The sequence below is a fragment of the Geodermatophilus sp. SYSU D01119 genome (assembly GCF_054049975.1).
Map to the genome: position 1 here is coordinate 153,301 of NZ_JBJGYL010000003.1, position 12,020 is coordinate 165,320.

Consider the following 12,020-nt stretch of genomic DNA (forward strand, 5'->3'; position numbering starts at 1 on the left):
GCTCAGGGCGCCGGCAGCACGCGGCCGGTGACCTCGCCGAGGGGGACGCGGACGCCGCCGGGGCCCGGCGCGGTGGCCGACACGGTCACCACGTCGCCGTCCTCCAGGAAGGTCCGGGTGCTGCCGTCGGGGAGGACCAGCGGCCGCGTCCCGCCCCAGGACAGCTCCAGCAGCGAGCCGCGCTCGTCGGGCGCCGGGCCGGAGACGGTGCCGGAGGCGAACAGGTCGCCGGTGCGCAGGGAGGCGCCGTTGACCGTCAGGTGCGCCAGCTGCTGCGCCGGGGTCCAGTAGGTCGAGGCGAACGGCGGGCGGGAGACGACGTGCCCGTTGAGCCGCACCTCCAGCGCGAGGTCGAGGCCCCACGGCTCCGCGCCGGCGTCGTCGAGGTAGGGCAGCAGCGGCGCCGTCCGCGCCGGCGGGGGCACCCTCGCCGCCTCCAGCGCGGCCAGCGGTACGACCCACGGCGACACCGAGGTGAGGAAGGACTTGCCGAGGAACGGGCCCAGCGGCACGTACTCCCAGGCCTGCAGGTCGCGCGCGGACCAGTCGTTGACCAGGCAGACGCCGAACACGTGGTCGGCGAGGGCGCCCATCGGCACCGGCCGGCCCGGCTCCGAGGAGGCGCCGACGACGAACCCCACCTCGGCCTCGAGGTCGAGCCGCCGGGTGGGCCCGCACGTGGGCGCCTCCTCGCCGGGGTCGAGGCGCTGGCCGGACGGGCGGACGACCGGGGTGCCCGAGACCGCGACCGTGCCGGCGCGGCCGTGGTAACCGATCGGCAGGTGCTCCCAGTTCGGCGTCAGCGGCGCCGAGCCGGGGCGCAGGATCCGGCCCACGTTCTCGGCGTGGTGCCGGGAGCTGTAGAAGTCGACGTAGTCGGCCACCTCCACCGGCAGGTGCAGCGTCACCTCCGGCATCGGCAGCAGGTGCGGCGCGAGGTCCCCGGCGGCGACCCGGGCGGTCAGCTCCTCGCGCAGCTCCGCCCACGCGCCCGGCCCGCGGGCGAGGAAGGCGTTGAGCGAGCCGGTGGCGTGCACGTCGTCGCCGGTGGCGGCGGCGAGGTCGAGCACGTGCCCGCCGACCGCGACGCCGGTGCGGCGCCGGCCCGAGGCGTCGGAGAAGACGCCGTACGGGAGGACGGGCGGGGTCACGCGCCCGGCCCGCGGCCGGACCACGTCCAGGCGTAGCGCCCGTCGTCGGCGGCGAGCCCGGCCTCGCCCAGGTCGAGCGGGCGGAAGGTGTCGACCATGACGGCGAGCTCGTCGAAGGCCTCGACGCCGAGGGAGCGCTCGACGGCCCCCGGCTGCGGGCCGTGGGAGTGCCCGCCGGGGTGCACCGAGACCGAGCCGCGGCCGATGCCCGAGCCCTTGCGGGCCTCGTAGTCGCCGTCGACGTAGAACATGATCTCGTCGCTGTCGACGTTGGAGTGGTAGTAGGGCACCGGCACCGCCAACGGGTGGTAGTCGACCTTCCGGGGCACGAAGTTGCAGATGACGAAGTTGCCGCCCTCGAAGACCTGGTGCACCGGCGGGGGCTGGTGCACGCGGCCGGTGATCGGCTCGAAGTCGGCCACGTCGAACGCGTAGGGGTAGAGGCAGCCGTCCCAGCCGACGACGTCGAAGGGGTGCTCGGGCAGGACGTGCACGGTGCCGGCCAGCCCGCCGGGGCCGGCACCGCGGTGCTTGACGTACACCTCGACGTCGGTGCCCTCGGCCAGCAGCGGCTCGGCGGGTGCGCGCAGGTCGCGCTCGCAGTAGGGCGCGTGCTCGAGGAACTGCCCGTACCGGGACAGGTACCGCCTGGGCGGGGCGATGTGGCTGTTCGCCTCGATGGCGTAGGTGCGCAGCGGCTCGTCGCCGGTGGGCAGCCAGCGGTGCGTGGTCGTGCGCGGCAGGACCACGTAGTCGCCCCGGCCGACCTCCAGCGCGCCGAAGGTGGTCTCCACGGTGGCGGAGCCGCGCTCGACGTAGACGCACTCGTCGCCGGTGGCGTTGCGGTAGAGGGGGCTGGGGCGCGAGGAGACCGCGTAGGAGATGCGGACGTCGGCGTTGCCGAGCACCAGCCGCCGGCCGGTGACGGCGTCGGTCGCCTCGTGCGCGCTGTCGGGGAACAGGTCGTGCAGCCTCAGGTGCCGGGGGACCAGTGGCGCGTTGGGTGTGAGCGTCTGGTCGGGCAGCTCCCACGGGCGGGCGTCGACGATCGCCGAGGGGATGCCGCGGTGGTAGAGCAGCGCGGAGTCGGAGCTGAACCCCTCCTCGCCCACCAGTTCCTCGGAGTACAGGCCGCCGTCGGGACGGCGGAACTGCGTGTGCCGCTTGGGCGGGACCTCGCCCACCTGTCGGTAGAACGCCATGACGGGACTCCTTCGGCTCGGTCGGGACGGGGACGGCCGGCGCGTCAGCCGGGCGGGGGCCGCATGGCCGAGCGGCCGGCGTGGGCGGCCGCGCCCGAGCGCAGCAGCGGCAGGGTGCGGCGGTGCACGAGCGTGGAGAGCACGACGACGCTGGTCGAGCGGACCACCGCGGCCGACCGGTTGAGCTCGACCAGGGTGTGCTGCAGCGCCTCGTGCGAGGCCGCGGCCACGAGGCACAGGACGTCGCCGCTGCCGGTGGTCGCGTGCGCCTCGAGCACGCCGGGGATCGCCTCGAGGTCGGCCCGGACGGCGTCGATCGCCCCCTGCGCGATCTCCAGGGTGACGAAGGCCTGCACCTCGAAGCCCGCGGCGGCCGGGTCGACGTCGACCCGGTAGCCGCCGATGACCCCGGCCTCCTCCAGCCGCCGCAGCCGCGCGCTCACCGTCGCCCGTGCCACGCCGGCGAGCCGGGACAGCTCCAGGGCGCCGGCGCGCGCGTCCCGGTCGAGAGCGGTGAGCAGGGCGAGGTCGAGGGCGTCCAGCGGCGTCCGGGGCTCCACGGGCGGCTCTCCCTCACGAGGTGTGCAGGCGGACCAGCCGGATGCCGTGACCGCTCGGCAGATCGTGCCGTCTGCACAGCTCCCGCGCTACTGGTTGCGCAGCCAGGCGGGGAAGTCGTGGGATCCCTGCACAGGAGAGCCCGACGAGCAGGAGGAGCCCGCCATGTCGCTGGACCGGACGCTCACCGACGAGGAGCGCCTCGCCCGGCTCGACCTCGACCAGCTCCGGCAGCTGGTGGGCCTGGTCGAGTACGACGACTCGGCCGACCCGTTCCCGGTGTCGGGGTGGGACGCGCTGGTCTGGGTGGTCGGCAACGCCCTGCAGACGGCGCACTTCCTCCAGTCGGCGCTCGGCATGGAGCTCGTGGCCTACACGGGCCCCGAGACCGGCAACCGCGACCACCGCGGCTACGTGCTGCGCTCCGGCGCCGCCCGCTTCGTCGTCACCGGGGCGTACTCGCCGTCGAGCGAGCTGGCCGACCACCACCGCCGGCACGGCGACGGTGTCCGCGACATCGCGCTCACCGTGCCCGACGTCGACCGGTGCGTCGCGCACGCCCGCGCGCAGGGCGCGACCGTGCTGGAGGAGCCGCACGACGTCGCCGACGAGCACGGCACCGTCCGGCTCGCTGCGATCGCCACCTACGGCGACACCCGCCACACGCTGGTCGACCGCAGCCGCTACACCGGTCCGTACCTGCCCGGGTACGTGGCGCGGACGTCGACGTACGTCCGGAGGCCCGGCACCCCGCGGCGGCTGTTCCAGGCCGTCGACCACGTCGTCGGCAACGTGGAGCTCGGCGCCATGGACACCTGGGTCGGCTTCTACAACCGGGTCATGGGCTTCACCAACATGGCCGAGTTCATCGGCGACGACATCGCCACCGACTACTCGGCGCTGATGAGCAAGGTCGTCGCCAACGGCAACCACCGCGTGAAGTTCCCGCTCAACGAGCCGGCGGTGGGCAGGAAGCGCTCGCAGATCGACGAGTACCTCGACTACCACTGCGGCCCGGGCGTGCAGCACGTCGCGCTGGCGACCAACGACATCGTCGGCACGGTCGACGCGATGGTCGCCGAGGGCGTCGAGTTCCTGCCCACCCCCGACTCGTACTACGAGGACCCGGAGCTGCGCGCCCGCATCGGCGAGGTGCGCGTGCCGGTGGCGGAGCTGCAGCGCCGCGGCATCCTGGTCGACCGCGACGAGGACGGCTACCTGCTGCAGATCTTCACCCGCCCGACCGGCGACCGGCCGACCGTCTTCTTCGAGCTCATCGAGCGGCACGGCTCCCTCGGCTTCGGCAAGGGCAACTTCAAGGCGCTGTTCGAGGCGATCGAGCGCGAGCAGGAGCGCCGCGGCAACTCCTGAGCGGCTGCCCGGCCGGCGCGGACCGGCTGCGTCGACCCTCTCGCGTCGACCGGCCGCGGACCGGCGTGTAGGCCTCGTCGCGAGCCCAGCGCGCGTCCCGGTCCCGGGCGGTCCGCCCGGGACCGGGGGCCGGCCGACGAAGGAAGCGCCCCGTGACGGGGTCCGGGTACCTGTTCCGCCCACCGCGCAGCACGCCCGAGTCGCGGGCCGGCCACCCGCCCCGGCACCGGGTGGAACGCCGCCCCGGGATGGTGGTCGAGCGGGACGTCGCCGTCCCCTTCGGCGACGAGGGCCACGTGCTCTACGTCGACGTCCACCGGCCCGACACCGACGTGCCGGCGGCGCCGCTGGTCAGCTGGTCGCCCTACGGCAAGCACAACCCGGCGCCGATCGGCCAGATCTACCCGGCCGCCGGCGTGCGGCCGGAGTGGACCTCGGACCTCACGACGTTCGAGGCGCCCGACCCGGAGTACTGGCTGCCCCACGGCTACGCGCTCGTGCTGGCCGACTGCCCGGGCACCTGGTACTCCGAGGGCCGGGCCACCTACCACTCGCCGGAGGAGGCCCGCGCCTTCGCCGACCTCGTCGAGTGGGCCGGGACCCGGCCGTGGAGCGCGGGCAGGGTGGGGCTGTCCGGCGTCTCCTACCTAGCCAGCCTCCAGTGGCGGGTCGCCGCGCTCGACCCGCCGCACCTGGCGGCCATCAACCCGTGGGAGGGGTGGAACGACACCTACCGCGAGGTCGCCCGGCACGGCGGGATCCCGGAGACGTCGTTCTGGCCCTACATCTGGGAGCGGTGGGGGGCCAGCACCACCGAGATCGAGGACCTCGAGGCCGAGACCGCCGCCCACCCGTTCTTCGACGAGTTCTGGGCCTCCAAGGTCCCGCCGCTGGAGGACGTCCGGGTGCCCGCCTACGTCGTGGCGAGCTGGGCCGACCAGGGGCTGCACTCGCGCGGCACGCTCGAGGGCTTCCGCCGGATCTCCTCCGAGCAGAAGTGGCTCGACGTCCACGGGCGCAAGAAGTGGGCCTACTACTACGAGCCGGAGATGGTCGAGCGCCAGCGGGCGTTCTTCGACCACTTCCTCCTCGGCAGGCCCGGCACCGGGATCGAATCCTGGCCGCGGGTGCGCGCCGAGGTGCGCGACGCCTACCACCGGGGCACCTGGCGGGACGCCCGCGAGTGGCCGCTGGAGGACGTCGAGTACCGCCGGCTGTTCCTGCGGGCGGGCGACGCCTCGCTGGGCTGGGAGGCGCCCGGCGACGAGGAGGAGGTCGGGTACGACGGGCTGGGCAGCGGGCTCGCGCCCCACCGGGCGACCTTCGGGATCACCTTCCCGGAGGCGGTCGAGCTGGTCGGCCACGTGAAGGCGGCCCTGTGGGTCTCGGCCGACGAGGCCGACGACATGGACGTCTTCGTCGCGCTGTTCAAGCTCGACGCGCGGGGCCGGCAGGTCGGCTTCGCCTACTACGGGCAGTTCGAGGACGGGCCGGTCGCCAACGGCTGGCTGCGGGCCTCGCACCGCGAGCTGGACCCCGAGCGGTCCACCGACCACATGCCGGCGCTGGCACACCGGCGGGCGCTGCCGCTCACGCCGGGGGAGCCGGCCCGGCTCGACATCGAGGTGTGGCCCTCGGGCACCCGCTTCGAGGCGGGGGAGCGGCTGCTGCTCGTCGTCCAGGGCAGCGACGTGATGCGCTACCCGGAGCACCTCACCTTCGCCCGGCACCGGCAGACGGTGAACCGCGGCCGGCAGGTGGTGCACACCGGCGGGCGCTTCGACTCGCACCTGCTGGTCCCGGTGCTGCCGCCTCGTCCTGCCGGACGCGCCCGGGCTTGACCCTGACACCGTGACAAGGTGTCGGCTGGGCCCCGGAGGTGGTCCCGATGCCCACGACCGACCAGGACGCAGACCCGTCCGCCCGCCTGGCGGAGACCCTCGGCGCCCCGGACCCGTCGGTCCGGCTGCGCGCGGCGCTGACCGCCGGCTCGTCGCCCGGCCCCGGCCTGCTGGAAGCGCTCGTGCGGCGCTGCGCGGCCGAGCCCGACCCCTTCGTGCGGGACATGCTCACCTGGGCGCTGACCCGGCTGCCGGCGGAGGAGACGCTGCCCCGCCTGCGCCGCGAGCTCGGCTCGCGGGAGCCGCGGGCCCGCGCGCAGGCGCTGCACACCCTGTCCAAGGTCGGCGACGCCCGCGCCTGGCCCTGGGTGTCCGGCGACCTGCTGCGCGACCCCGATGACGACGTGGCGCGCACCGCCTGGCGCACCGCGGTCGCCCTCGCTCCCGACGGCGGACGGGCCGGGCTGGCCGCCGCGCTGGCGTCCCAGCTCGGCCGGGGCGGCCGGGACGTGCGGCTGAGCCTGAGCCGGGCGCTGGTCGCGCTCGGCGACGCCGCGGCGCCCGCGCTCGCCGCCGCCGCGGCCGGGCCCGACCCGGAGGCGGCCGCGCACGCCCGCGCCACCGAGGCGCTCGCGCGCGACCCGCAGGCCGGGTTCGACCCGGCCCTCGCGGACGCCCGGCGGATGGCGGCGCTGGGTCCCGAGCGGGCGGCCGCCGCGGCCGCCGGGCAGGGCGCGGCGTGCTGATCGGCTCGCCGTGCTGATCGGGGAGGTGGCCCGCCGGTCCGGGGTGAGCGCCCGGATGCTGCGGCACTACGACGCCCTCGGCCTCGTGTCGCCGAGCGGGCGCACCGTCGGCGGGTACCGCGAGTACTCCGCCGACGACGTCCGCCGGATCTTCGCCGTCGAGGGGCTGCGCTCGCTCGGGCTCTCGCTCGAGCAGGTCGGCCGGGCGCTCGCCGACCCGGGGTTCGCGCCCGCCGCCCTGGTGGCCGACCTGGTCCGGGCGGCCGAGGAGCGCATCGCGCGGGAACGCGAGCTGCTCGCGCGGCTGCGCGCCGTCGACGGATCCGCGCCGGCCGACTGGCCGGACGTGCTGCGCGTCGTCGGGCTCCTGCAGGAGCTGGCCGCACCCAGCGCCGCCCGCCGGCAGCGGGCGGTCCTGGCCGACGACGTGCCGGTGCCCGCCGGGGTGCTGGCCGGCGCGGTGCTCGCCGAGGACGACCCGCACGTCGCGGGGGCGCTGCGGTGGGCGCTGGCCCGGGCCGGCGGCGACGGCCTGGCGACGCTGGCCGGCGGCCTGCGCTCCGGCGACCCCGCGGTCCGCCGGCGCGCGGTCCGGGCGGTCACCGCGCAGGCGGGGTCGCCGGACGCCGACGACCTGCTCCGCGCGGCGCTCGCCGATCCGGACGCCGCGGTGCGCGGGGAGGCGGCATTGGCCCTCGGGCGGCGGGGCGAGGCCGCCGTCGTGCCCGCGCTGGTCGGGATGGTGGTCGCGGGCACCGCCGACGTCGACGCCGCGGAGGTGCTGGGGGCGCTGTCCCGGGACCCCGCGGACGCCGGTGCGGTGGTCGCCGCCCTGGTCGCCGCGCTCGACGCGCCGGCCGCCGGCGCGGCGGTGCGCATCCGGCTGGCGCAGGCGCTGGTCGAGGTGGCCGGGCCGGCCGCCCGGGAGGCGCTGCGGCGCCTGGCCGCGGACCCCGAGCCGGACGTCGCCCTCGTCGCCTCGGCCCTGGCCGGGATGCCGGAGCGGCCCGCCGGGGACCGCGGCGACGAGGGCGGCTGAGTCACGCGACGGCCGTGGCCTGCAGCTCCACCAGCAGCTCCGGCATCGCCAGCCGGTCCACTCCCAGCAGCGTCGTGGCCGGCGCGACCCCGGCGGCGCCGAGCCGCCCCGCCAGGACCCCGTAGTGCTCGAGGAGCCGGTCGACGTCGGTCGTGTAGACCTCGAGCCGCACGACGTCGGTCAGCCCCATGCCGGCCCCGCCGAGGACGGCCTCGAGGTTGTCCAGGGCGAGCGACAGCTGCGCCGCCACGTCGTCCGGGTGCTGCGGCTTCCCCTCGCCGTCGGTCGCCGCCTGTCCGCTGCACCACAGGGTCCGGGCGTGCCCGGCGACCACCACGCCCTGCGCGAACCCCAGCGCCGCCGACCACGTCCACGGGTCGACCGCCGACCTCTGCACCGCCATCGCTGCTCCCTCCGTCCGGTCGGGCGGACCCTCGTCCGCCCCGTGCCGGGGAGCCTGGCGGCGCATCACGACACCTCCTGTCGTGATTCCCGGCAGGATGTCGCGCGTGCGCGCCGACCGGCTGGTCTCCCTGGTGCTGCTGCTGCGCCAGCGCGGCCGGCTGACGGCGGCGGAGCTCGCCCGCGAGCTGGAGGTCTCTCCGCGCACCGTGCTGCGCGACGTCGAGGCGCTGTCGACGGCGGGCGTGCCGGTCTACGCCGAGCGCGGGCGGCACGGCGGGTTCGCGCTGCTGCCCGGCTTCCGCACCGAGCTGCCGGGGCTCACCCACGACGAGGCGCTCGGCCTGCTGGTCGGCGGGCGGGGACTCGGTCTCGGGCCGGCGCGGGCGTCGGCGCTGCGCAAGGTGGTCGACGCGCTGCCCGAGGGACACCGCGCCACCGCCGGCGACGCGGCGCGGCGGCTGCTGGTCGACCCGGAGGTGGACCTGGTCGCGCAGCGGCCGGACGCCGACGAGGTGCCCGGCCCCGCGGTCGCCGCGGTGCGCCGCGCGGTCCTGGCCGGCCGCCGGGTGCGGCTGCACTACGCGCCGCCGGCGGGCGACCCCGCCTGGCGCACGGTCGACCCGATCGGCCTGGTGACCGTGCGCGGCCGCGGCTACCTGCTGGCCACCCGCGGCGGCGAGGACCGCACCTACCGCCTGGCGCGGGTGCTCGGCGCCCAGGAGCTGCCCGAGCCCGCGCAGCGGCCCGCCGACGTCGACCTCGACCGGCTCTGGCGGGAGCGGGTCGCCCGCTTCCGCGCCGGCGGCGAGCAGGTCGCCGTCCGGGTGCGGGTGGACCCCGCGCGGCAGGAGGACCTGGTGGCCACCGCGCTCGCCGTCCGGGCGGACGGGGACGACGGCGACCCCGCGGACGGCCGGCCGCTGCTGGAGGTCACCTTCCAGGACCGGCGGCACGCGGAGTGGGCGCTGTGGCGGCTGGGGGCGGCCGCGGAGGCCCTGGCCCCGGACTGGCTTCGCGCGGCCCTGCACGACCGCGCCGCCGCGATCGCGGCCCGCTACGCGCCGTCCTGACGCCCGGAGTCCGCCGCCTCCGGTGCCGCGGGACCGGAGCCGGCGACCGCCTCCGCGCACCGGCGGGCCTGGCGCTGCAGGGCGGCGGAGAGCTCGGGCGGCCCCTCGAGGACGGTGAAGTCGGCGTCGACCGAGGTGACCATCCACAGCAGGGGGGCCGGGTCGTCGGCGCCGGCGCCGAGGTGACAGCTGGTCGCGTCGACGGCCTCGAGCACGCCCATGCCGGGCCGGACCCGGTCCGCCACCGCCTCGGCGGGCTCGTGCAGGCGCACCGTCGCCCGGACGGGCCATGTCCGCGCGGACGGATGCCGCGACAGCCAGGCGACGACGTCACCCTCCGGCGGCTCGCGCGGGACGAAGCGCGCGCCGTTGGGCGAGCGCGTCGTCATCCGGTCGGCGAGGAAGCTGCGCCAGTCCCGCCGGTCGGGATCCCAGGCGACGAGGTACCAGCGCCGGCCGTAGGCCCTGGTGCTGTTCACCGACGACGTCCGTGCGTCCTTCCGACCCCTGCGCTGAGCCGCCGGCGTCCGGGGGTGCTCAGGGCAGCCGGGCGAGCAGCGCCCGGGCGAAGGCCTCGGCCGCCGGGTCGACCGGTTGCCGCGCCGCCGCGCGCAGCCAGGCCGCGAGCGGCGCGGCCAGGGCGGGGGACAGGGCCGCGATCCAGGCGCCGGTGCCGGCCCGCGCCTCGGCCACGTGCTCGGTGCCCCCGCCCGGGGAGTGCGCCACCACCTCGGGCCGGCTCGCGAGCAGGCCGGTGGTCCGCCAGTCACCGGGCGTGGTCCGGGCGGCGAGCGCGTCCAGCCGGCCGGCCGCCGTCCGCAGCAGGTCCGCGTCGTCCGCCGGAGGTGCGCCGTCCACGGGACCGATGGTGCCCGACCGGGTCGCGCCCGACGCCCGTCCGGGCGAGGCTGGGGGCGTGAGGGTCCTGGTCACCGGTGCGTCGGGGTTCGTGGGCGGCCGGCTGGCCACCGCGCTGGAGGAGGCGGGCCACGAGGTCCGCGGGATGACCCGCCGCCCCGAGAGCTACGAGGGGGCCGGCACGCCCGTGGCCGGTGACGTGGGGGACGAGGCGTCGCTGCGCGAGGCGCTCGAGGGCTGCGAGGCCGCCTACTACCTCGTGCACTCCCTCGGCGACGAGGACTTCGAGCGCAAGGACGCCGACGCCGCGCGGGCCTTCGCCCGCGCCGCCGCCGCGACCGGCGTCCGGCGGATCGTGTACCTCGGCGGACTGGGGCGCGACGGCGACCGGCTGTCGCGGCACCTGCGCAGCCGTCGCGAGGTGGAGCGGCTGCTGGGGGAGACCGGGGTGCCGGTGACGGTGCTGCGCGCCGGGATCGTCGTCGGCCACGGCGGGGTGTCGTGGGAGATGACCCGCCAGCTCGTGGCGCACCTGCCGGCGATGGTCACCCCGCGCTGGGTGACCACGCGGACCCAGCCGATCGCCGTCGCCGACGTCGTCCGCTATCTCGTCGGCGTCCTCGAGGCGCCCGAGGCCGAGGGGCGGGTGTTCGAGGTGGGCGGCCCCGAGGTGCTCAGCTACCTGCAGATGCTCACCCGGGTCGCCGACATCCAGAGCCGGCACCTGTTCGTCGTCCCCGTGCCGCTGCTCAGTCCGCGGCTGTCCTCGCGCTGGCTGTCGCTGGTCACCGACGTGGACCTCACCACCGGCCGCTCGCTGATCGACTCGATGACCAACGAGGTCGTCGTCACCGACGACGCCATCCGCCGGGTGGTCCCCCTCGAGCCGATGGACTACGACCAGATGGTGCTCACCGCCCTGCTGGAACGGGCGCGCGAACGCCGTCGAGAGGCCGCCGAGCGGCGCGGCGGGTGGCTCGCCCGGGGAGCGCGGCGGTGACCCGGGGGCGGGCCGCCCGCGCGCTGGGGGCCCGGGTCCTCCGGATCGCCGGGCCGATGCTGCGCAGCGTGCCGCGCGACCACTGGGAGTCCGACGCGGCGTTCCGGCGCCGCCGGCGGGTCACCGGCGTCGTCGCGGTGGCGGGGGCGTCGCTGCTCGGGGTGTCGCTGTCGACGCCGCCGGGCTCGCCGCGGTTCTACGCGCTGACCCTCGGCGTCGCCGGCACCTGGGTGGCCGGGGGCCTGGCCTCGGGCCCGCTGCACCTGGGGCGGATGTTCGGGCCCGGCGACCGGCTGCAGCGGCCGCTGCTCACGCCCGTCGTCTCGGGCGTCGGGGCCTTCGGCGCCTTCTACGCGGCGGCGCTGGTGGCCCGGCGGATCCCGGTGCTGGAACGGGCGATCGGCTCGGTGCTGCGCTACGCCGACCAGGGGTCGGCGCCGCTGGTGGCCACCACGACGCTGGCCAACGGGGTGGCCGAGGAGGTGTTCTTCCGCGGCGCGCTGTACGCGGCGGCGGGGACGAAGCGGCCGGTGCTGGTGTCGACGGCGGTCTACGCCCTGGCCACCGTCTCCACGCGGAACCCCGCCCTCGTGCTGGCCAGCCTGCCGATGGGGCTGATGTTCGGCATCCAGCGCAAGATGACCGGCGGCATCCAGGCGCCGGTGCTCACCCACGTGGTGTGGTCGAGCCTGATGCTGCGCTTCCTGCCGCCGCTGTTCGCCGACCGCCTCGAGCAGGAGGAGCACACGGCGCCGGCCGCGTGACCGGCGGGTGCGACC

At 76.9% G+C, this 12,020-nt stretch carries 13 protein-coding genes; 7 read left to right on the top strand and 6 right to left on the bottom strand.

Features of this window, described 5'->3' with window-relative positions:
• Positions 1 to 2: 2 nt before the first annotated feature.
• From fahA to ACI79X_RS03455, 3 genes are read right to left on the bottom strand one after another with little or no spacing between them, the layout of a single operon-like run.
• Positions 3 to 1,151, bottom strand: coding sequence for a fumarylacetoacetase (gene fahA / locus ACI79X_RS03445; protein WP_457024011.1), 1,149 nt, complete (start codon positions 1,149 to 1,151; stop codon positions 3 to 5).
• Positions 1,148 to 2,353 carry a cupin domain-containing protein gene (locus ACI79X_RS03450; RefSeq protein ID WP_457024012.1) on the bottom strand — a complete coding sequence of 402 codons (1,206 nt, stop codon included), beginning with the start codon at positions 2,351 to 2,353 and terminating at the stop codon, positions 1,148 to 1,150. Before ACI79X_RS03450 ends, fahA begins: the two co-directional genes overlap by 4 nt.
• A 44-nt stretch (positions 2,354 to 2,397) precedes the next feature.
• Complete coding sequence (locus ACI79X_RS03455) at positions 2,398 to 2,913, bottom strand: Lrp/AsnC family transcriptional regulator (RefSeq protein WP_457024013.1); 516 nt, start codon at positions 2,911 to 2,913, stop codon at positions 2,398 to 2,400.
• Between the two features lie 163 nt (positions 2,914 to 3,076).
• Here ACI79X_RS03455 and hppD point away from each other — a divergent pair, with 163 nt between their 5' ends.
• From hppD to ACI79X_RS03475, 4 genes are all read left to right on the top strand, one after another.
• The gene (gene hppD, locus ACI79X_RS03460; RefSeq protein ID WP_457024014.1) at positions 3,077 to 4,282 is read left to right on the top strand and encodes a 4-hydroxyphenylpyruvate dioxygenase; all 1,206 of its coding nucleotides are present in this window, start codon (positions 3,077 to 3,079) and stop codon (positions 4,280 to 4,282) included.
• Positions 4,283 to 4,434: 152 nt separating this feature from the next.
• Positions 4,435 to 6,123 (top strand): CocE/NonD family hydrolase, encoded by a 1,689-nt coding sequence (locus ACI79X_RS03465; RefSeq protein WP_457024015.1) that lies wholly within the window; start codon positions 4,435 to 4,437, stop codon positions 6,121 to 6,123.
• Between the two features lie 47 nt (positions 6,124 to 6,170).
• Positions 6,171 to 6,869 (top strand): HEAT repeat domain-containing protein, encoded by a 699-nt coding sequence (locus tag ACI79X_RS03470; RefSeq protein ID WP_457024016.1) that lies wholly within the window; start codon positions 6,171 to 6,173, stop codon positions 6,867 to 6,869.
• 10 nt (positions 6,870 to 6,879) lie between these two features.
• Entirely contained in the window at positions 6,880 to 7,908 is a 1,029-nt protein-coding gene (locus ACI79X_RS03475) for a MerR family DNA-binding transcriptional regulator (RefSeq protein WP_457024017.1), read from the top strand.
• A 1-nt stretch (position 7,909) separates the two neighbouring features.
• Here the strand turns inward: ACI79X_RS03475 and ACI79X_RS03480 are convergent, their stop codons facing one another.
• Positions 7,910 to 8,311 carry a RidA family protein gene (locus tag ACI79X_RS03480; RefSeq protein WP_457024018.1) on the bottom strand — a complete coding sequence of 134 codons (402 nt, stop codon included), beginning with the start codon at positions 8,309 to 8,311 and terminating at the stop codon, positions 7,910 to 7,912.
• Positions 8,312 to 8,417: 106 nt separating this feature from the next.
• Between ACI79X_RS03480 and ACI79X_RS03485 the strand changes: the two genes are divergently transcribed.
• A complete protein-coding gene (locus ACI79X_RS03485) occupies positions 8,418 to 9,383 on the top strand; it encodes a helix-turn-helix transcriptional regulator (RefSeq protein WP_457024019.1) in 966 nt (321 codons plus the stop codon).
• Here the strand turns inward: ACI79X_RS03485 and ACI79X_RS03490 are convergent.
• Positions 9,368 to 9,862, bottom strand: a complete 495-nt coding sequence (locus ACI79X_RS03490; protein WP_457024020.1) for a WYL domain-containing protein — start codon at positions 9,860 to 9,862, stop codon at positions 9,368 to 9,370. The genes ACI79X_RS03485 and ACI79X_RS03490 overlap by 16 nt on opposite strands.
• Positions 9,863 to 9,920: 58 nt before the next feature.
• A complete protein-coding gene (locus ACI79X_RS03495; protein WP_457024021.1) occupies positions 9,921 to 10,241 on the bottom strand; it encodes a hypothetical protein in 321 nt (106 codons plus the stop codon).
• 58 nt (positions 10,242 to 10,299) lie between these two features.
• Between ACI79X_RS03495 and ACI79X_RS03500 the strand changes: the two genes are divergently transcribed.
• Complete coding sequence (locus ACI79X_RS03500) at positions 10,300 to 11,241, top strand: NAD(P)H-binding protein (RefSeq protein ID WP_457024022.1); 942 nt, start codon at positions 10,300 to 10,302, stop codon at positions 11,239 to 11,241.
• Positions 11,238 to 12,005 (top strand): CPBP family intramembrane glutamic endopeptidase, encoded by a 768-nt coding sequence (locus ACI79X_RS03505; RefSeq protein ID WP_457024023.1) that lies wholly within the window; start codon positions 11,238 to 11,240, stop codon positions 12,003 to 12,005. Before ACI79X_RS03500 ends, ACI79X_RS03505 begins: the two co-directional genes overlap by 4 nt.
• Positions 12,006 to 12,020: the final 15 nt, after the last annotated feature.

Excerpts from the sequence above, each read along its gene's own strand:
- ACI79X_RS03450 (WP_457024012.1), bottom strand. The coding sequence starts at position 2,353 with ATGGCGTTCTACCGACAGGTGGGCGAGGTCCCGCCCAAGCGGCACACG.
- ACI79X_RS03480 (WP_457024018.1), bottom strand. The coding sequence starts at position 8,311 with ATGGCGGTGCAGAGGTCGGCGGTCGACCCGTGGACGTGGTCGGCGGCG.
- ACI79X_RS03470 (WP_457024016.1), top strand. The coding sequence starts at position 6,171 with ATGCCCACGACCGACCAGGACGCAGACCCGTCCGCCCGCCTGGCGGAG.
- hppD (WP_457024014.1), top strand. The coding sequence starts at position 3,077 with ATGTCGCTGGACCGGACGCTCACCGACGAGGAGCGCCTCGCCCGGCTC.